Raw genomic sequence first — 21,338 nt, forward strand, 5'->3', positions numbered from 1 at the left:
AATACTTTTTGAGAAAAATGCTTTCAATATTTTGACGGATTTGTATATTATTTTGACTTCTTGCATGAAAATTGATATAGAATAGAAAACAGTAATAAATATGTGGCGATCACAAGGATTTTGGTTGGCTGTGCTCTTGTATGTGGAAGCCAAATATTGTATAGTATAGATACTATAGCGTTTCCAGAGAGTATCTGGATAAAGAATATTTTGGGCAGTGAAAACAGATATAATTGTGAGGAAAAATGAGAAGAATACAGATTATTGTAAATAACGGAGCGGGAACGGGGCAGGCGCACCGGGTATGGAATGAGACACAGCGTCTGCTTCGCGGGTATAAAATAAAATATGTGGCGCATACAACCAGATATCAGGGACATGCGACGAAGCTGGCAGAGAAGATTTCTTCCATGAAGGGTGATGACCCTATTTATCTGATCGTAGTTGGCGGCGATGGAACGCTCAACGAGGTTCTGAATGGAATTACAGATTTTGACAGAGTACGGCTTGGAGTAATTCCGACAGGTTCGGGAAATGATTTTGGCAGAAACTTAAAATTGCCAAAAACACCGAAAGAAAGCCTGAAACAAATCTGCGCCAGTATCAGAAAAGACCAGCGGGGAGAAGAACTTTACAGGATAGATCTTGGTCAGGTAAGCTGGGAAGGGTGTGAAAAGCCGAGAATTTTTGGCATCAGTGCAGGACTTGGACTGGATGCACTGGTGTGTAAGAAAGCTTTGCATTCCAGACTGAAACAGGTTTTAAACCGCTTTCATCTGGGAAAACTTACATATCTTGCATTAACGGTCCAGTCACTTTTTACAATGGAAACTGCAAATGCAAAAGTGATAACAGAATATGGAGGATTTATCCTGCCGAAAATGATCTTCGCAGCTGCCATGAATCTGCCGGCAGAAGGTGGTGGTGTCCCAATGGCGCCAAAGGCTTCGCCGGAGGATGGCAGACTGTCTTTGAGCAGCGCTTCCGGTATCGCAAAATGGCAGACCTTTTTTCTCCTTCCATTTCTGGTTGCAGCGAAGCAGGAGAGAATCAACGGATTCAATATCAGGGAAGAAAACGGGTTCAGAGTGCTGCTTGATAAACCGATGGTTCTTCATGCAGATGGAGAATATTGCGGAGATGTAACAAGGGTAGAATTCAGATGTCTGGAGAAGAGACTGTGGCTGTTGCATGAAAAAGAGGGGGATTAAATGGGAAATTATTTGAATCCGGATAACTCCAAATTTCAGGAAGCACTCAATTCTGATATTTATGTAGATAAGACGGGTTTGATACGGTATACAAATTCTGTTTTACACACTTTACAGAAGAACATATGTGTCAGCAGACCAAGACGTTTCGGAAAGTCTATGGCTGCAAATATGCTGACAGCATATTACAGTAAAGGGTGCGATTCAAAAGAGTTATTTTCTAATCTTAAAATTGCAAAAGACACAGATTTTGAAAAATATCTCAATAAATATGATACGATTTTTTTGAATATGCAGGATTTTTTGAGTCGCAGTAATAATATTCAGGAGCTAATGGAACGAGTCAGGAAAATTGTATTGCGAGAGCTGAGAAGCGCTTATCCGGACGTGGATTTTTTTGATGAAAATGACTTGATTGAATCTATGCAGGATGTCTATGCTTACAGCAGATGTCCTTTTGTGGTTATTATTGATGAATGGGATTGTATTTTTCGTGAGTATAAGCAGGATAAAGAAGCACAGGAGAAATATCTTGACTTTTTACGGGATTTACTAAAGGATAAAGGCTATATCCATCTGGCTTATATGACAGGTATTCTTCCTGTTAAGAAGTACGGAACACATTCTGCTTTGAATATGTTTGATGAATTTTCTATGTTGAATCCAGGACCTCTGGGTGAGTATGTGGGATTTACTGAGGATGAAGTTCAGACATTGTGCGCAAAGTATCAGATGGATATGGAAGAGATTAAAAACTGGTATGATGGCTATTCATTTAAGGGAGTTGCCTCTGTATATAGTCCGCGTTCTGTTGTGAGCAGCATGAGACTGGGTGAGATTGGAAATTACTGGAATCAGACAGAGACCTTTGAAGCTTTGAAAGTTTACATAGAAATGAATTTTGAAGGTTTGAAGGATGATGTGTTAAGCATGATTGCAGGTGAAAGCATTCCGGTGAATACGGGAAGCTTTACAAATGATATGACAACGTTCAGAAATGAAGATGATGTTCTTACATTATTGGTGCATTTGGGATATCTGACATATGATTATGAAAATCGGTGTGTATCAATTCCAAATGCAGAAATACGTGAGGAATATGTTAATACGGTTTCGGTTGCTGACTGGGGCGAAGTATCAAAAGCACTGAAAAATTCAGCGGACACCTTAAAGGCAATCTGGCAAATGAGACCAAAGCAGGTTGCACAAGGGATAAAAGAGGCTCATTTTGAGACATCACATCTTCAATATAATGATGAAAATGCATTAAGCTACACGATTTCACTGGCACTCTATGCGGCCCGCAATTTTTATACAATGCACAGAGAACTGGCTGGTGGGAAAGGATTTGCAGATATTGTATTTATTCCAAGAAAAAAATTTCCGGATAAACCAGCAATGGTTGTGGAGTTAAAGTGGAATAAAAGCGCAGAGGGTGCAATTTCACAGATAAAAAATAAGGAATATTGCGCGAGTCTGGAAGAATATAAAGGTAATCTTTTGATGGTAGGTATCAACTATAATAAGAAAACAAGGGAACATACTTGTATAATAGAAGAATATAAAAAATAAGAAAGCGAGAGAGTAGAAAATAATGAGTTACGCAGATGATGTATTTATAAAAATGTGCCAGGATATCCTGGAGAATGGTACGAGCACAGAAGGAGAGAAGGTCCGCCCGGTGTGGGAGGACGGAACACCTGCCTACACAATTAAGAAATTTGGTGTGGTAAACAGATATGACCTTCGAAAAGAATTTCCGGCTATGACACTCAGACGTACTGCATTAAGGAGCGCCATGGATGAGATTCTCTGGATCTGGCAGAAGAAATCCAATAACATCCATGAGCTTCACAGTCATATCTGGGATAGCTGGGCAGATGAAAATGGTTCTATCGGTAAAGCTTACGGATATCAGCTTGGAGTGAAACATCAGTATAAAGAAGGCATGATGGATCAGGTAGACAGAGTCATCTATGATCTGAAAAACAATCCATTCAGCCGTAGGATCATGACAAATATTTATGTGCATCAGGATCTGCATGAGATGAACCTGTATCCATGTGCATACTCTATGACATTTAATGTAACTCAGACACCGGGAAATGAGAAACTGACATTGAATGCAATCCTCAATCAGCGTTCACAGGATATTCTTACGGCAAATAACTGGAATGTCTGCCAGTATGCAATTCTGCTTATGATGATCGCACAGGTATGTGATATGGAAGCTGGAGAGCTGCTTCATGTAGTTGCTGACTGCCATATCTATGACCGTCACATTCCTGTGGTAAAAGAAATGATCAAGAGAAAACCTTATCCGGCACCAATCGTTAAACTTAATCCGGAAGTGAAAGACTTCTATCAGTTTACAACGGATGATCTGATTGTAGAGAACTATGAGACATGGCCGCAGATTAAGAATATTCCAGTGGCTATTTAATTTTGTTACTGATTTATGAAATACAAAGAGATAGTAGTTTTATTTATTAGATAGCTTACAGTACTGGAGCAAATACCTTTAAAAGAACGAAACTATAGAAAACAAGTAAGAGAGGAAAATTTATAATGAATGTTATTGTAGCAGCAGATCAGAACTGGGGAATTGGCAAGGACAACAAGCTTCTGGTAAGTATTCCGGCAGATATGAAAATGTTTCGTGAAGAAACAAGTGGAAAAGTAGTTGTAATGGGCAGAAAAACGCTGGAAAGCTTTCCAAATGGCCTGCCTCTGAAAAACAGAACTAACATTGTAATCACAAAAAATAAAGATTATGACGCAAAAGGTGCGATCGTAGTACACAGCATTGAAGAGGCACTGGAAGAAATAAAGAAATATCCGACAGAAGATGTTTACTGTATTGGCGGTGACAGTATTTATGAACAGATGCTCCCATACTGTGATGTGGCACACGTTACAAAGATTGACTTCGCTTACGAAGCAGACAGCCACTTCCCGAATCTGGATGAAGATGATGAATGGGAGATTACGGCAGAGAGCGATGAGCAGACATATTTTGACCTGGAATACCAGTTTGTGAAGTATGAGAGAAAGAAATAAGACAGAAAATAAAAGATTGACGGCAATAACGAGCAAGCCAGGAAAAGAAAATCAGAATAGCCGGCTTTGAGAGACAAAATAAATGTGTAACTGTTCAGTACCTTCACAGTTACGAGTCAAAATCCATTAAAAATCGCCTTCGGCGATGGGATTTTGACTTGTATGTCTCGGGATTTTGGCATGTTCATGCCAAAACACCTCGCGGGATAGTAGACTGCTGAATAGTTACAGAAATGTTTAAACAAAAAATCCTGCAGAAACAAGAAACGGTGTTCTGCAGGATTTGCTATTTACAGAAAAAATTATTCGATAACCTTTAACCATCCTTCAGGAGCCTGGATACGTCCCATCTGGATTCCTGTTAATGTATCATAGAGTTTCTGGATAACCGGACCCATTTTCTCCATTCCGCTTGGGAAACAGATTTCTTTACCATGGTCAACAATCTTTCCGACAGGAGAGATAACTGCAGCAGTACCGCAGAGACCACATTCAGCGAAATCTTTCACTTCATCGAAGTATATTTCTCTTTCCTCAGCTTCTAATCCCAGGTATTCCTTGGCAACATAGATTAAGGAACGACGTGTGATAGAAGGAAGGATACTGTTGGACTTCGGTGTGACAACTTTGCCGTCTTTTGTAACGAAGATGAAGTTAGCACCGCCTGTTTCTTCTACTTTGGTACGTGTAGCTGCATCAAGATACATGTTCTCATCGAATCCGTTTTTGTGAGCATCTACGATTGCATGTAAGCTCATTGCATAGTTAAGACCTGCTTTGATATGGCCTGTTCCATGAGGTGCAGCGCGGTCGAAATCACTGACACGGATTGTGATCGGTTTAGCACCACCTTTGAAGTATGGTCCTACAGGTGTAGTGAATACACGGAACATATACTCATCAGCAGGTTTTACACCGATAACCGGGTTAGTACCCATCATATATGGACGAACATATAAAGTTGCGCCTGAACCGTATGGCGGAACATATGCTGCGTTAGCTTTTACAGTCTGAACAATTGCATCAACAAAACGGTCTTCCGGGAATACAGGCATCTCAAGTCTCTTTGCTGAGTTTGCCATACGTTCTGCATTTAAGTCAGGACGGAAAGTAACGATATGTCCGTCTTCTGTAGTGTAAGCCTTCATTCCTTCGAAAACTGTCTGCGCATACTGGAAAACACCTGCACATTCGTTCAGTGTTACATTAGGATCTGTTGTCAGTTCTCCGGCATCCCATGCGCCGTCTTTGAATTTAGATACATAACGATAATCGGTCTGTACGTAACCGAAGCCTAAGCTGCTCCAGTCGATATTCTTTTTTTCCATAATGAATCTTTCCTCCGTTCACACATATTTACAGTATTTACAAGTGTGATTACTGTTTATCTCTTTACCATTGTAAAACTTTTGTCTGCTAAGTTCAATGGGAAATTTCCAATTTTAATGAAAAATTGAAAAATCGTTACTGTTCACATACAGTAACAAAAAATCCGGCAGTCTTGTTTTTTATAGAGGATTTCGCTATAATATGGAATAGAAAATGGAGGAAAATATGAGCGAGAATTTTGATGAATTAGGAGAACTTGGAGACAAAATAAAAAAGATCATAGACACAGCAGTTTCTACTAAAGATTACCGCCAGATGACCGAGGATATTAAGCAGACGGTGGGACAGACTGTTAACAGCGCAGTAAATTCTGCTGTAGATTCCGGAAGCGAGGCAATCAAAAATGGTCTGAATAATGTATTTGGAACCGGAAACAGTCAGTCCGGTGATTCCGGGGTATACCGCAATAAAACAAAAGAATTTGAAGAAAAGCGCAGGCGGGAGCGTGAACAGGAGCAGGAACGTCAGAGAATTGAGAAGGAGAAAGCAAAAGAGAAGATGCTGACTCTTTATGAAAGGAACACCGGGGGAAGAATGAAAGGTATGATGATTGCTGTTTCAGGTGGAATCCTTGCCAGTGGAATGGGACTGGGAACTCTGGTCCTCAGCATCTTTGGAGCGGTGGGACATATGAGTTCTCTTGTGACCGGTGGAACCTGTTTTATGGCAGTCGGAGCTTTGACAGGAGTGGGACTTCTCGCAGGCGGCATTAAAAAACTGGGTAAACTGGAACGTTTTCAGAAGTATATTGATACACTGGGAAATCACACATACTGTAATTTTGAACAATTGTCAGCAGCAGTAAATAAGCCGGTGAAATTCGTTAAAAAAGATATTAAAAAGATGATTGATGACAGATGGTTCCGTCAGGGACATATTGATGAACAGGAAACCTGTCTGATTACCAGTAATGAGACTTATCTGCAATATACGCAGACGCAGAAGGCACTTGAGCAGAAGAAACAGGAAGAAGAAAAACATCAGGCTGAACAGGAGAGAAACAGAAAGAACACACCGCCCGAAGTACAGGAAGTGCTGAATAAAGGAAATGAATTTCTGGATAAGATCCACAGGAGCAACGATGCGATTCCGGGAGAGGAGATTTCTGCAAAAATATCCAGAATGGAACTGATCGTGGAGAAGATTTTTGAACGGGCGCAGAAGCATCCGGAGATTATTCCGGATCTGAAGAAACTGATGAATTATTATCTGCCCATGACAGTAAAGCTGCTGGATGCATATGAAGAAATGGATCAGCAGCCTGTGCAGGGAGAGAATATCCAGGCATCCAAAAAGGAGATAGAGGATACACTGGATACACTGAATCAGGCATTTGAAAAACTTCTGGATTCTGTCTTTCAGGATACTGCGTGGGATGTTTCAAGTGATATTTCAGTGCTTCATACGCTGCTTGCACAGGAAGGTCTGACAGATGATGACTTTGCAAAAATGAAAAAGAACTGAAAATAAAAAAGGATAAAAAGGAGCGGCAGAGGACATGGGAAACGAATTTAAAGATTTTGAAATGGAAACACCATCATTAACACTGGAGCCGGATCTTGGAGAGTTTGAAAAGAAAGAAGAAGTGCTCCCCAAAAAGCAGACACAGAAGGAAGAAGTGCCTGTACTGACACCGGAAGAACAGAAAATGGTAAATGATTTTGCTGCAAAGATTGATATTGAGAATACTAATCAGATTCTTCAGTATGGTGCAGGAACTCAGAAAAAAATGGCGGACTTTTCTGATACAGCTCTTGAGAATGTAAAGACACAGGATCTCGGTGAGATTGGAGAACTGATCAGTAATGTTGTGGGAGAACTGAAAGATTTTGATGTACAGGAGGAGGGAAAATTCTTTGGATTTTTCAGAAAGCAGACTTCTAAGATTGAAAATCTGAAAAACAAATATGACAAAGCACAAGTCAATGTGGAGAAGATCACAGATTCTCTTCAGCAACATCAGGTGCGCCTTATGAAAGATTCTGCTATGCTGGACAAGATGTATGAACAGAACCTGAATTATTTTAAAGAACTTACCATGTATATCCTTGCCGGAAAAAAGAAACTGGAAGAAACCAGAAACGGAAAGCTTGCAGAAATGAAAAATAAGGCAGCTCTGAGCGGGCTTCCCGAAGACGCGCAGGCAGCCAGAGACCTGGATGAGAAATGCAGCAGATTTGAAAAGAAACTGCATGATCTGGAACTTACCCGTACGATTGCCATGCAGACAGCGCCTCAGATCCGGCTGATCCAGAATAATGATACGGTAATGGTTGAGAAAATACAGACAACGATCGTAAACACAATTCCATTATGGAAAAGTCAGATGGTGCTTGCTCTGGGAATTGCTCACTCTGCAGAAGCGGCACAGGCACAGAGACAGGTAACAGATATTACCAATGAACTTCTCAGAAAGAATGCAGAGACACTTCATATGGCAACGGTTGAGACAGCGAAAGAATCAGAGCGTGGAATAGTTGACCTTGAAACACTCCAGAAGACAAATGCAGATTTGATCCAGACTCTGGATGATGTGATGCGGATCCAGATGGAAGGCCGTCAGAAGAGACAGGCAGCAGAGATGGAAATGCATCGCATGGAAGAAGAACTGAAGAGAAAACTTCTGGAAATCAGATAACTGTTCAGCAGTAATTTATGGAATTGCTATAAATGAGAGAAGAGGAAAATTATGTACAGAGATCATACAAAAGTGATTCAGATCGGAGACAGAAAGATTGGCGGCGGCAACCCGATTTTAATCCAGTCCATGACAAATACAAAAACTGAAGATGTAGAACAGACAGTAGCTCAGATCCTGGCACTGGAGCAGGCTGGCTGTGATATTATCCGTTGTGCAGTACCGACTATGGAAGCTGCAAAAGCACTGAAGGAAATCAAAAAACAGATCCATATACCACTTGTGGCAGATATCCATTTTGATTATCGTCTTGCTATTGCAGCCATGGAAAACGGTGCAGATAAGATCCGGATCAATCCCGGAAATATCGGCAGTACAGAGCGAATCAAAGCAGTGGTTGATGTGGCAAAGGAGCGAGGAATACCCATTCGTGTTGGTGTAAACAGTGGTTCTCTTGAGAAAGAACTTGTGGAGAAATATCATGGAGTCACTGCAGAGGGACTGGTGGAGAGTGCGCTGGATAAAGTTCATATCATCGAAGACCTGGGATATGACAATCTGGTGATCAGCATCAAATCTTCGGATGTCCTTATGTGTGCAAAGGCTCATGAACTGATCGCGGAGAAGACGAATTATCCACTTCATGTAGGAATCACAGAAGCCGGAACTCTTTATTCCGGAAACATTAAATCTGCTATCGGACTGGGGATCATCCTGAATCAGGGAATCGGTGATACCATTCGTGTCTCTCTTACAGGAGCACCTTTAGAAGAGATTAAATCCGCAAAACGTATCCTGAAAACTCTGGGGCTTCGCAAAGGTGGCATAGAAGTTGTGTCATGTCCAACCTGTGGACGCACACAGATCGATCTGATCGGTCTTGCAAATAAGGTAGAAACCATGGTGCAGGATATCCCGCTTGATATTAAAGTAGCAGTTATGGGCTGTGTGGTAAACGGACCCGGAGAAGCAAAAGAGGCAGATATCGGAATTGCAGGCGGAGTTGGTGTGGGACTTCTGATCAAACATGGTGAGATCATAAAGAAAGTTCCGGAAGATCAGCTTTTGGATACGTTGCGGGAAGAACTTCTGAACTGGAAGTAACATTTGGAACGAAGACTTCCTGTCAGATCAACGAGGAGATTTTATTTTGGAAAAAGACTTTTTTGACGTATTTCCCAGCTTAAAAGTGAAGAAAGAACTGGAAGAACTGCTGGACATGGTTTTTGTGACCAGAGTGTCCTGCAATCCTTCCAGAACTCATATATGGGTGTATATAAAAAGTGAACGCTGGATTCATAAGAAGCATATCTTTGAACTGGAAGAACAGATAGAGAGACAGATTTTTGCAGGACTGAATGTAACAGTTACAGTTATTGAGAAATTCCGCCTTTCCGGTCAGTACAATCCTCAGAACTTTCTGGAAACTTACAGATCCAGCATGGAACTGGAACTGCGCAGCTACAATATGCTGGAATACAATATGTTCAGACAGGCGCAGATTTCTTTTCCCGGAGAAAATGATCTTCATATGATCCTTCCTGATTCTGTAATAGCCAGAGAAAAGAGCGGGATCCTGATCGAATATCTGCAGAAGGTTTTCTGCGAAAGATGCGGAATGGACTTAAAGGTGGAACTTGAGTTCAGGGAGACGCAGGAAAGTAAGTACCGTAAGAATGCAGCAGTGCAGATCGCTCAGGAAGTGGAAAATGTAATCCGTCATGCGAAATTAAACAGTAAGAATGAAGAGCCGGCTCAGTCTGAAGAAGCAGGAACAGCAGAGAAGAAAGCAGAGAAAAAGACTGATAAGGGACAGCAGGAAAGGAAGGACAAAAAAGCTGCATTTGCAGACCGCAAAGACAACAGGAAGGGAGATTTCCGGGGTGGATTCAGAAGGGACAGCAATCCGGATGTTATCTATGGAAGAGATTTCGAAGGAGAGCCTGTTGCACTTGAGACGATTACCGGTGAGATGGGTGAGGTGATCGTCCGCGGACAGGTTATGGAGGTTGAAGCCAGAGAAATCCGTAATGAAAAAACAATTCTTATCTTCCCGATCACAGACTTTACGGACAGTATTGTTGTGAAGATGTTTTTGCGCAATGAACAGGTGCCGGAAGTGACAGAACATGTAAAGAAGGGGGCTTTTCTGAAGTTTCGCGGTGTGACAACAGTAGACCGTTTTGACAGTGAATTGACTATTGCATCCATAGCCGGAATTAAGAAAATTGCCAATTTTACAACTGCCAGAGTAGATACCAGCCCACAGAAAAGAGTAGAGCTTCACTGTCATACAAAGATGAGCGATATGGATGGGGTTACGGATGCCAAATCTCTGGTGAAACGTGCTTATGAGTGGGGACATCCTGCCATTGCCATTACAGACCATGGGGTTGTACAGGCATTTCCGGAGGCAAATCACTGTTTCGATGCCTGGGGCGGATGTGTGCCGAAGGATTCTGATTTTAAGGTTCTTTATGGAATGGAAGGCTATCTGGTAGATGATTTAAAAGGTATGGTGACCAATGGAAAAGGTCAGAAGCTGAACGGTAGATTTGTGGTCTTTGATATTGAGACAACAGGTTTTTCTTCGCTGACCTGTCAGATCATAGAGATTGGCGCCGTACTGGTAGAAAATGGTGAGATTACGGACCGTTTTTCCACATTTGTAAATCCAAAGGTACCGATTCCTTTTCGCATTGAACAGCTGACCAGTATCAATGACAGTATGGTCATGGATGCCCCGACTATCGAAGAAGTGCTTCCGAAATTCCTTGAATTCAGCAAGGATGCGGTTATGGTTGCACACAATGCGGACTTTGATATGGGATTTATTATGAAAAACTGTGACAGACTGGGAATCGCACATGATTTTACTTATGTAGATACGGTCGGTATGGCCCGTTTCCTGCTTCCTGCATTGAACAGATTTAAGCTGGATACGGTAGCAAAAGCAGTTGGGGTTTCACTGGAAAATCATCACCGGGCAGTAGATGATGCCGCATGTACTGCAGAGATTTTTGTGAAGTTTGTAAAGATGCTGGAAGAGCGTGATATCCGGGATGTGGATATGCTGAATGAGCAGGGAGCTGTTTCTGTAAATACTATCAGGAAACTGCCGACCTACCATGTGATCATTTTTGCCAGAAATGAGACAGGGCGCATTAATCTGTATAAATTAGTGAGTCAGTCGCACCTGAAGTATTATCACAGACGTCCACGTGTCCCCAAAAGTGTGCTGGAGCAGTACAGAGACGGACTTCTGGTGGGAAGTGCCTGTGAAGCAGGGGAACTGTATCAGGCAATTCTGAGAAATGCACCGGATACTGAGATAGCCAGACTGGTAAATTTCTATGATTATCTGGAGATCCAGCCTGTTGGAAATAACAGATTTATGATAGCAGATGATAAGCATGATATGATCAGTTCCGAAGAAGACCTGAAGGAGATAAACAGGAAGATCGTTAAGCTTGGAGAGCAGTTTAAGAAACCGGTAGTTGCAACCTGTGATGTGCATTTCATGGATCCACAGGATGAGATTTACAGAAGGATCATTATGGCCGGAAACGGATTCTCAGATGCAGATGAGCAGGCACCGTTGTATTTACGTACCACAGAGGAAATGCTGGAAGAATTTGCCTATCTGGGAAGCGAGAAAGCAGAAGAAGTTGTCATTACAAATACAAATAAGATCGCAGATATGATTGAGAAGATATCACCTATTCATCCGGACAAATTCCCGCCGGTCATTGAGAATTCCGACCAGGATCTGAAGAATATCTGTTTTACAAAAGCGCATGAAATGTATGGAGATCCATTGCCGGAGATTGTGGAAAGCAGGCTTGACAGGGAACTGAATTCAATCATTTCCAATGGGTATGCCGTAATGTATATCATTGCACAGAAGCTTGTATGGAAGTCAAATGAAGATGGTTATCTGGTAGGTTCGCGAGGTTCTGTAGGATCTTCTCTGGCAGCTACCATGTCCGGTATCACAGAGGTAAATCCTCTGCCACCGCATTATCTCTGTCCTAATCCGGACTGCAAATACAGTGATTTTGATTCACCGGAAGTAAAGCAGTATGCAGGTATGGCGGGGTGTGATATGCCGGATAAGATCTGTCCGAAATGTGGAACCAGGATGAAAAAAGAAGGGTTTGACATTCCTTTTGAGACATTCCTTGGATTCAAGGGAGATAAGGAACCGGATATTGACCTTAACTTTTCAGGAGAGTATCAGGCTAATGCACACAGATATACAGAGGTTATTTTCGGTAAGGGGCAGACATTCAAGGCAGGGACTATCGGTACGCTTGCGGAGAAAACTGCATTTGGTTATGTGAAGAATTATTTTGAAGAGCGTGGTGTGCATAAACGTTACTGTGAGATCAACCGCATCGTACAGGGATGTACAGGCGTGCGGCGTACAACAGGACAGCATCCGGGAGGCATTATCGTACTTCCTGTAGGTGAGGAGATTGAGAAATTTACTCCTGTCCAGCACCCTGCGAATGATGTGAACAGTGACATTATCACCACACATTTTGATTACCATTCTATTGACGGAAACCTGCTGAAGCTTGATATACTTGGACACGATGATCCCACTATGATCCGAATGCTGGAGGATTTAACGGGAATCAGTGCAAGGGATGTTCCCCTGGATCAGAGGGATGTCATGTCATTGTTTGCAAGTACAAAGGCTTTGAAAATTGAACCGGAAGATATTGGCGGATGTAAGCTCGGATGTCTGGGAATCCCGGAATTTGGTACAGATTTCGCCATGCAGATGCTTATTGACACCAAGCCGAAATACTTCTCTGACCTGATCCGTATTGCAGGGCTTTCTCATGGTACGGATGTATGGCTGGGTAATGCCCAGGTGTTGATCCAGGAGGGTAAGGCAACCATTTCCACAGCTATCTGTACCCGAGACGATATTATGATCTACCTTATCGGAAAAGGAGTGGAAAGTGGCCTTGCATTTACGATCATGGAGAGTGTCCGTAAGGGAAAAGGTCTTCGTGATGAGTGGATCGAGACCATGAAAGAGCATGGAGTTCCGGACTGGTATATCTGGTCCTGTAAGCTGATCAAGTATATGTTCCCTAAGGCCCACGCAGCAGCATACGTTATGATGGCATACAGAATTGCGTGGTATAAGGTGTTTCAGCCACTGGCATACTATGCGGCATATTTTAGTATCCGCGCCACAGCGTTCTCCTATGAGCTGATGTGTATGGGAAAGGAACGCCTGGAGTATTATATGGCAGAAATTCGCAAAAAAGGTGATTCAGCATCTAAAAAAGAACTGGATACCCTGAAGGATATGCGTATTGTACAGGAAATGTACGCACGTGGATTTGAATTTGTACCGATTGATCTTTATACTGCCAAGGCACAGAGATTTCAGATCGTGGATGGGAAACTGATGCCGTCACTTGCAACTATTGACGGACTGGGAGATAAGGCGGCAGATGCAGTGGTTGATGCCGCAAAACAGGGAAAATTCTTGTCAAAAGACGACTTCCGCGACAGAACAAAGGTCAGCAAAACGGTTATTGATCTGATGGATGATCTGAAATTATTCGGAGATATCCCGCAGTCGAACCAGATGTCATTATTTGACTTTACAGGATGAGCATAAATTCTGTGACCGCAAAGTGTGTTGCAGGGCATGGTGCAGACAGCAACATAAAATGCCCTGACATCATAATATATGATAACAGGAGATGGATATGAAGAAAGACGAACTTAGATATTTACAGAGACTTGCAGAAATTTATCCTACAATCGGAAAGGCATCTACGGAGATTATCAATCTTCAGTCAATCCTGAATCTGCCGAAGGGAACGGAACACTTTATGTCAGACCTTCATGGGGAGTATCAGGCGTTTTCACATGTGCTCAGAAATGGTTCCGGTGCAGTGAGGAAGAAGATTGATGATGTGTTTGGACATACATTAAGTAACAATGATAAGCGTTCTCTGGCAACTCTGATCTATTATCCGAAAGAGAAGATGGATCTTGTTAAAGATACGGAAGAAGATATGGAAAACTGGTATAAGATCACTCTCTACCGTCTTATTGAAATTTGTAAGACAACAGCCTCCAAATATACCAGATCCAAAGTACGAAAAGCTCTTCCCACAGATTATGCCTATGTGATTGAAGAACTGATCACAGAGAAAGCGGAAGTTCTCGATAAAGAGGCATATTATGATTCCATTGTAAATACGATCATTGAGATCGGCAGTGCGGAGAATTTTATCATTGCGCTTGCAGAACTGATCCAGCGTCTGGTCGTGGATCATTTACATATTCTGGGTGATATTTATGACAGAGGTCCTGCTCCACATTTCATTATGGATCGCCTGATGCAGTATCACTCCCTGGATATTCAGTGGGGAAACCATGATGTTGTCTGGATGGGTGCGGCAGCAGGACAGAAAGCCTGTATTGCAACAGTGGTAAGAAACAGCATCCGTTACGGAAATCTGGATATTCTTGAGGATGGATACGGAATCAATATGCTGCCGCTGGCGACCTTTGTGATGGAGGCGTATAAGGATGATCCCTGCGAGATTTTTGCCATGAAAGGTGCTTCCAATTATAATGTTCTTGAGGAAGAACTGGGCAAAAAAATGCACAAGGCTATTGCTGTGATCCAGTTTAAATTAGAAGGTAAACTGGTGCGCAGACATAAAGAATTCCAGATGGAAGACAGAGCACTTCTTCATCGGATCAATCCGGAAAAAGGGACAATCACACTGCCTGACGGAAAGGAATATCCGCTTCGCGACAATAATTTTCCGACTATTGACTGGAAACATCCATACGAACTTACAGCCGGAGAGAAAGAAGTTATGGACAAACTGTCCTCTGCATTCAGAAACTGTGAAAAACTGCAAAACCACATCCGTCTCCTACTTGACAAAGGCGGGCTTTATACAGTATATAACGGAAATCTTCTGTTTCATGGAAGCATTCCTCTGAATGAAGACGGAACATTCCGGGAAGTACAGATTTATGGAAAAAGCTACAAGGGAAAAGAACTGTACGATGTACTGGAAACCTATGTGCGCAGAGCATTCTATTCTGTAGGAAAAGAAGAACAGAAGAAGGGCAGAGATATTATGTGGTATATCTGGGCTGCTCCGAATTCACCATTGTTTGGCAAGAGCAAGATGAGTACTTTTGAAAGATATTTCATAGAGGATCCTTCCACACATGAAGAGAAGAAGAATGCTTATTACCGCCTCTGGGAGAATGAAGAAGTGGTAGATAATATGCTTCGTGAATTTGGTCTGGATCCGGAAAAAGGGCATATCATCAATGGCCATGTTCCGGTACACCAGAGTGAAGGAGAAAGTCCTGTAAAATGTGATGGAAAGGTTATCGTGATTGACGGTGGTTTTTCCAAGCCATATCAGAAAGTAACGGGAATTGCCGGATATACGCTGATCTATAATTCCTATGGACTGAATCTTACTGCTCATGAACCGTTTACGTCCAAAGCAGATGCTGTGGCAAGAGAGACTGATATTGTATCGAACCGCGTGGCAGTCAGCTACATGTCCAGACGCCAGCTTGTGGGTGATACAGATACAGGTCATGCACTGAAAGAGAGAATACAGGAATTGATCCAGCTGCTGGATGCATACAGAACAGGTATCATCAAGGAAAAGAAATAAGATTAAAACTCTTTACTTCTAAATTTTCATTCTATATAATGGGAGTGTTGTGTGATATAACTGTTTTTACAGCAATTTGGCAGGATAAGAACTGTTATAGTGAAGGAAAACGTTATGAAACGGGCTATAGTAATCTTTTTAAATGGATTATCGAAGAGGATTATTATAAAAGTTGCCTGAAGATGATGAACAAAAGGAGAATACGATAATGGGTGGAATTTTTGGAGTAGCATCAAAGTCCAGTTGCATTCTGGACCTTTTCTTCGGAATTGATTATCATTCCCATCTGGGAACACGCAGAGGCGGAATGGCAGTGTATGATAAGAAACGTGGTTTTGACCGCGTGATTCATAACATTGAAAATGCGCCGTTCAGGACCAAATTTGATGGTGACATTGGTGAGATGGAGGGAAATCTGGGAATCGGATGTATTTCAGATAATGAACCTCAGCCTCTTCTGGTGCGCTCTCATCTTGGCAACTTTGCAATTACCACAGTTGGAAAGATCAATAACATGGATGAACTGATTGCCAACTGTTTTAAAAACGGATGCACTCATTTTCTGGAAATGAGTGGAGGAAGCGTAAATCCCACAGAAATGGTAGCTGCACTGATCAATCAGAAAGACAACATGATTGAGGGAATCCGTTATGCGCAGGAAGTGATAGAAGGTTCCATGACCATGCTGATCCTGACACCAAAGGGGATTCTGGCAGCACGTGACCGTCTGGGAAGGACTCCACTGATCGTGGGAAAGAAAGAAGATGCCTGTTGTGTATCTTTTGAAAGCTTTGCATACCTGAATCTTGGATATGAAGACCTGAAAGAACTGGGCCCCGGAGAAATTGTTGCAGTGACTCCGGACGGTGTGGAAACCCTGCAGAAACCAGGGGAAGAGATGCGAATCTGTTCTTTCCTCTGGGTATATTACGGATATCCTACTTCGGCATACGAGGGTGTGAATGTAGAAGAAATGCGTTATCATTGCGGTGATATGCTGGCCAGGAGAGACAGGGGAGAAGTAAATCCCGATATTGTAGCCGGTGTTCCGGATTCCGGTATTGCCCATGCAATCGGATATGCGAACCAGTCCGGTGTGCCTTTTGCCCGTCCGTTTATCAAATATACACCAACCTGGCCAAGATCATTTATGCCTACACAGCAGAGCCAGAGAAATCTTATCGCAAGAATGAAGCTGATTCCTGTACATCGTCTGATCAAGGATAAGAGCCTTCTGATGATCGATGATTCTATTGTACGTGGAACACAGTTAAGAGAAACAACGGAATTTCTTTACAGAAATGGTGCAAAGGAAGTACATATCCGTCCTGCGTGTCCGCCTTTACTTTATGGATGCAAATATCTGAATTTCTCACGTTCTAAATCGGAGATGGATCTGATCACAAGACGTGTGATCGCCAAACGCGAGGGAGAGAATGTCAGTGATAAAGTCCTGGCAGACTATGCAGATCCAAATTCAACAAATTATAAAGAAATGCTAGAAGAAATCCGTAAGGAGCTGAATTTCACATCACTGAAATTCCACAGACTTGATGATCTGAAAGCTTCCATTGGAATTTCACCATGTAAACTCTGTACCTATTGCTGGGATGGAAAAGAATAAGTAACGAACAAGAAACAGAAGAGGAGATGCAGATTTGTCGGTAACAAACAACGGGAAACAGAAACGGAATAAAAAGAAAAAAAGACTTATAAAACTTCTGATAATTGTAATTATCCTGTTTATCCTGCTTATGCTGGCAGGCACTCTGTTGCTTCAACACAGAAAGAATGTGGACAGAGAGCAGAGAAAAGCAGAAGCGATCGCGGCATTGGAAAGAGTTCCCACTGTAACACCGACACCTGCAGCTACGCCCACACCTACCCCAACACCGATTCCTACGGTAACGCCCACACCGGTTCTGGAACGGGCTTATGTTTTTAATCCGGAGGATTATCTGGGAACCTGGCGCAGTAAGAACGGCAGGGTTAAAATCAAAATTAAGAAACTCAGTCAGAAGTCGGTTACCTTTACTTATTCACAGACAAATAAGAAAAAGACAGCCACCTGCAAGGCAAAAGTAAAGAAATCCGTCGCAGGAAATGCAACCAGATTCTCGTTTACAGACTCGCTGGGAAATGTAGCAAAGGGTTATCTTACCTTTGATAATGGTCGTCTTTATGTGAATATTAAGACAAAAACAAAAGCGGAGGGTGCAAAAGTCCATCCTTCTGTGGATACTGTTATGATAAAAGAATAAAAGATACGAAAAATATAAAAGGATTCAGTAACATAAACAGTTACAGGAATCCTTTTATATTTAAAAAAGTGATTTTACTTATTTATTCATCTCTTTTTTATCAGTGCGTCCTACCAGATAATCAACACTTATGTCGTAATAATTTGCCAGTCTGATAAGCATTTCAACCGGGATATTGCGTGAACCTGTCTCATAGTGAGAGTAGGAACGCTGGCTGATGTGAAGAATTTCGCTGAGCTGTTTCTGTGACATGTCAGCATCTGTACGTAAATCCTGAATACGCTGAAATTTCATATAGTTCACCTCTCTGTTTTGTAGTGTACTCCCAAACATGATCTGTGAAAAGCCTTCGCAGATTATGTACTGAAAAAAAGTATAAAACAGAACAAAATGAACGGTTGCAAAACAGAGCAAAATGGTCTATTATAAAAATAATCTTTTTTCTAATCTGATTTCTGAAATAATTTCCAATACAATTTAAGTGATGTAACTATTCAGTCGTCCGCTGTTTGGTGAGCATAAATATCGGGGGAGATTTATGCCGGAAGAAAGGAGTTTATATTTGTTTGCAAGTGTATTATCAGCTGCAATTTTTGGGGTGGAAGTATGCCCTGTGCAGGTAGAAGCTGATGTAAGTAACGGACTTCCTTCCTTTATCATGGTAGGATTTCCTTCTGCGCAGGTAAAGGAAGCGCAGGAACGGGTACGCACAGCACTCAAGAATAATGGTTATCAGTTTCCACCAAAGAGAATTACCGTCAATTTTGCTCCTGCAGACATGAAGAAAGAGGGAGCCGGTTTTGATGTACCGGTGGCAGCAGCAGTGTTAGCTGCTTTTGAGATGATCAGCCCTCAGGTTGTCAGCAGAGTTATGATGGCAGGGGAGATCGGTCTGGACGGAGAAATCCATGGGATATCCGGAATCCTGCCGATTGTATTGTGTGCAAGAAGTTTGGGCAGTCGTTTTTGCGTAGTTCCCTATGAGAATCTGAAAGAAGGAAGACTGATCAGGGATGTGCCGGTAGCAGGAGTAAAAAATTTACGGGAACTGGTCGAGTGTCTTAAGAATCCGGAACCCTATCTGAAGAGGGAAATACAGGAAGAAATTCCTTCTATTATAAATACAGATATGGGAATGGATTTTTCAGACATTGAAGGACAGGAAGGGGCAAAAAGAGCGGCGGAAATTGCAGTAAGCGGATTTCACAATCTTCTTCTTATCGGACCTCCGGGAACGGGCAAAACCATGCTTGCCAGAAGACTGCCGACGATCATGCCTGGGCTTGGCTTTGAAGAAAAGCTGGAGCTTACCAGAATTTACAGTATTGCAGGACTTCTTTCAAGAGAACATCCTCTGATCGATGAGCGACCATTTCGCAGCCCTCATCATACAAGTACTCCGCAGGCAATTGCAGGAGGCGGGCGTAATCCCAGACCCGGCGAAATCACTCTTGCGCATAAAGGTGTACTCTTTCTGGATGAAATGCCGGAATTTTCCAGAGCAAGTCTGGAACTTCTGCGACAGCCCATGGAGGATAAAGTGATCCAGATAGCCAGAGCAAGCGGAACTTACAACTTTCCGGCGGATTTTATGTTATGTGCAGCGATGAATCCCTGTCCCTGCGGTTATTATCCGGATTTAAACAGATGCACCTGTACAGCAGGTGAGATCACACATTATATGGGAAAAATCAGTCGCCCTCTTCTGGACAGAATTGATATCAGCACTGAGGTACCGCCGGTTTCTTTTTCACAGCTTCACTGTGGAAGAAAGGGAGAAAATTCCGCTGCTATCAGAAAAAGAGTGGAAAAAGTACAGAAGATCCAGGAAGAACGGTATAAAGATGAGAAAATAAATTTTAACGGGCAGCTGAAGAGCAGTCTGATCGATAAATTCTGCCCTCTTACAGACAGCGCATCCCGACTTCTGGCAAGAGCCTTTGAAAAAATCGCATTCAGTGCCAGATCCTATCACAGGATCCTGAAGGTAGCCAGAACAATTGCGGATATGGAAGGGGAAGAAATGATTGCCGGTCATCATATCGGAGAAGCACTTTCGTACAGGGCATTTGACAAAGATTCTGTCATAAAATAAAGGTCAGTGAGGTATTTTATATGGAAAGAACTGATGTGAAAAATAATCATACAGAAGAATACAGTACAGGTCAGATACGATGTATTGAGAAATCAGATCCGGAATATCCTCAGATAATGAAGCAGTATGCCTCCATGCCGGCAAAGCTTTATGTAAAAGGCAGACTTCCTGATCCTAAGAGAAGAACGGTGGCAGTGATCGGTGCCAGAATGTGCAGTCCTTATGGAAGGATGCAGGCATTCCGGTATGCGAAAGCGTTAAGTGTAGCTGGAGTCCAGATTATCAGCGGTATGGCACTTGGCATTGATTCAGAAGGACATAAAGGCGCACTGGAAGGAAAGATGCCTACATTTGCGGTGCTTGGAAGTGGTGTTGATGTATGCTACCCGAAATCTAACAGAAAACTCTATGAGAGGATCTTGTGGGAAAATGGTGGGATCATCAGTGAATGTCCACTGGGTTCAGGACCTGTTTCCTGGCATTTCCCGGCGCGAAACCGGATCATCAGTGCTTTGTCAGACGCGGTTCTGGTAGTGGAAGCAAAAGAAAACAGCGGTTCGCTGATCACTGCGGGATTTGCACTGGAACAGGGAAAGATGGTCTATGCGATTCCGGGGGCAGTGACAGATGAACTTAGCAGAGGCTGTCATAAGCTGATCTACGACGGCGCAGGGATTGCATACTGTCCGGAAATTATGCTGGAAGAACTTGGAATTTCGATGGAAAAAGTAACACAAAACGGTGAAAAAAACAACTTGGGACTTGCAAGAGATTTGAATATGGTGTATAGTTGTCTCGATTTACGACCAAAAAATCCCGACTACATTGTGAGAAAAACAGGCTTTTCCCCGGCACAGGTAAGCAACTGTCTTGTGGAACTGACACTGCGGGGGCTCATAAGAGAGAGCGGGAGACATTATTATGTAAAAGACAGTTGACGATTTATGATTATTGTGCTTCACGTTTCTGCGGCGCAGGGCGATTTTCATA

15 protein-coding genes are annotated in these 21,338 nt (G+C 42.4%); 13 read left to right on the forward strand and 2 right to left on the reverse strand.

All coding sequences use genetic code 11. The annotated features are described in order from the left end of the window. Positions 1 to 245: 245 nt before the first annotated feature. The 4 genes from NQ550_RS04890 (at position 246) to NQ550_RS04905 (ending at position 4,271) form a co-directional block, all read left to right on the forward strand. Complete coding sequence (locus NQ550_RS04890) at positions 246 to 1,211, forward strand: diacylglycerol/lipid kinase family protein (protein WP_025580577.1); 966 nt, start codon at positions 246 to 248, stop codon at positions 1,209 to 1,211. Next, positions 1,212 to 2,783, forward strand: a complete 1,572-nt coding sequence (locus NQ550_RS04895) for an AAA family ATPase (RefSeq protein WP_025580578.1) — start codon at positions 1,212 to 1,214, stop codon at positions 2,781 to 2,783. A 22-nt stretch (positions 2,784 to 2,805) separates the two neighbouring features. Continuing rightward, positions 2,806 to 3,654 (forward strand): thymidylate synthase, encoded by an 849-nt coding sequence (gene thyA, locus NQ550_RS04900; protein ID WP_025580579.1) that lies wholly within the window; start codon positions 2,806 to 2,808, stop codon positions 3,652 to 3,654. Positions 3,655 to 3,779: 125 nt separating this feature from the next. Then, the gene (locus tag NQ550_RS04905) at positions 3,780 to 4,271 is read left to right on the forward strand and encodes a dihydrofolate reductase (protein ID WP_025580581.1); all 492 of its coding nucleotides are present in this window, start codon (positions 3,780 to 3,782) and stop codon (positions 4,269 to 4,271) included. 302 nt (positions 4,272 to 4,573) lie between these two features. On the opposite strand, the gene NQ550_RS04910 is transcribed toward NQ550_RS04905, so the two are convergent. After that, on the reverse strand, positions 4,574 to 5,599 hold the full coding sequence (locus NQ550_RS04910; RefSeq protein ID WP_008705724.1) for a branched-chain amino acid aminotransferase: 1,026 nt from the start codon (positions 5,597 to 5,599) through the stop codon (positions 4,574 to 4,576). 226 nt (positions 5,600 to 5,825) lie between these two features. Here NQ550_RS04910 and NQ550_RS04915 point away from each other — a divergent pair, with 226 nt between their 5' ends. The 7 genes from NQ550_RS04915 (at position 5,826) to NQ550_RS04945 (ending at position 18,253) form a co-directional block, all read left to right on the forward strand. Further along, a complete protein-coding gene (locus NQ550_RS04915; protein ID WP_025579634.1) occupies positions 5,826 to 7,124 on the forward strand; it encodes a 5-bromo-4-chloroindolyl phosphate hydrolysis family protein in 1,299 nt (432 codons plus the stop codon). A gap of 34 nt (positions 7,125 to 7,158) precedes the next feature. Then, positions 7,159 to 8,298, forward strand: a complete 1,140-nt coding sequence (locus tag NQ550_RS04920) for a toxic anion resistance protein (RefSeq protein ID WP_025579637.1) — start codon at positions 7,159 to 7,161, stop codon at positions 8,296 to 8,298. A 51-nt stretch (positions 8,299 to 8,349) separates the two neighbouring features. Next, the gene (gene ispG, locus NQ550_RS04925; protein WP_008705719.1) at positions 8,350 to 9,402 is read left to right on the forward strand and encodes a flavodoxin-dependent (E)-4-hydroxy-3-methylbut-2-enyl-diphosphate synthase; all 1,053 of its coding nucleotides are present in this window, start codon (positions 8,350 to 8,352) and stop codon (positions 9,400 to 9,402) included. Positions 9,403 to 9,448: 46 nt separating this feature from the next. Beyond that, complete coding sequence (locus NQ550_RS04930) at positions 9,449 to 13,939, forward strand: PolC-type DNA polymerase III (RefSeq protein ID WP_025579639.1); 4,491 nt, start codon at positions 9,449 to 9,451, stop codon at positions 13,937 to 13,939. Between the two features lie 97 nt (positions 13,940 to 14,036). Beyond that, on the forward strand, positions 14,037 to 15,992 hold the full coding sequence (locus NQ550_RS04935; RefSeq protein WP_025579640.1) for a fructose-bisphosphatase class III: 1,956 nt from the start codon (positions 14,037 to 14,039) through the stop codon (positions 15,990 to 15,992). A 208-nt stretch (positions 15,993 to 16,200) separates the two neighbouring features. Next, positions 16,201 to 17,616: an amidophosphoribosyltransferase gene (locus NQ550_RS04940; RefSeq protein ID WP_008705709.1), complete on the forward strand. Its 1,416-nt coding sequence runs from the start codon at positions 16,201 to 16,203 to the stop codon at positions 17,614 to 17,616. A 34-nt stretch (positions 17,617 to 17,650) separates the two neighbouring features. Then, the gene (locus tag NQ550_RS04945; RefSeq protein WP_025579643.1) at positions 17,651 to 18,253 is read left to right on the forward strand and encodes a hypothetical protein; all 603 of its coding nucleotides are present in this window, start codon (positions 17,651 to 17,653) and stop codon (positions 18,251 to 18,253) included. A gap of 78 nt (positions 18,254 to 18,331) precedes the next feature. Here NQ550_RS04945 and NQ550_RS04950 read toward each other — a convergent pair whose 3' ends face one another. Continuing rightward, positions 18,332 to 18,547: a helix-turn-helix domain-containing protein gene (locus NQ550_RS04950; RefSeq protein WP_020993399.1), complete on the reverse strand. Its 216-nt coding sequence runs from the start codon at positions 18,545 to 18,547 to the stop codon at positions 18,332 to 18,334. 244 nt (positions 18,548 to 18,791) lie between these two features. Here NQ550_RS04950 and NQ550_RS04955 point away from each other — a divergent pair, with 244 nt between their 5' ends. Beyond that, positions 18,792 to 20,348, forward strand: a complete 1,557-nt coding sequence (locus NQ550_RS04955) for a YifB family Mg chelatase-like AAA ATPase (RefSeq protein ID WP_227194685.1) — start codon at positions 18,792 to 18,794, stop codon at positions 20,346 to 20,348. Positions 20,349 to 20,368: 20 nt separating this feature from the next. Beyond that, entirely contained in the window at positions 20,369 to 21,286 is a 918-nt protein-coding gene (gene dprA / locus NQ550_RS04960) for a DNA-processing protein DprA (RefSeq protein WP_022380743.1), read from the forward strand. Positions 21,287 to 21,338: the final 52 nt, after the last annotated feature.

This window comes from Blautia wexlerae DSM 19850, from assembly GCF_025148125.1.
GTDB classification, from domain to species: Bacteria; Bacillota; Clostridia; order Lachnospirales; family Lachnospiraceae; genus Blautia_A; species Blautia_A wexlerae.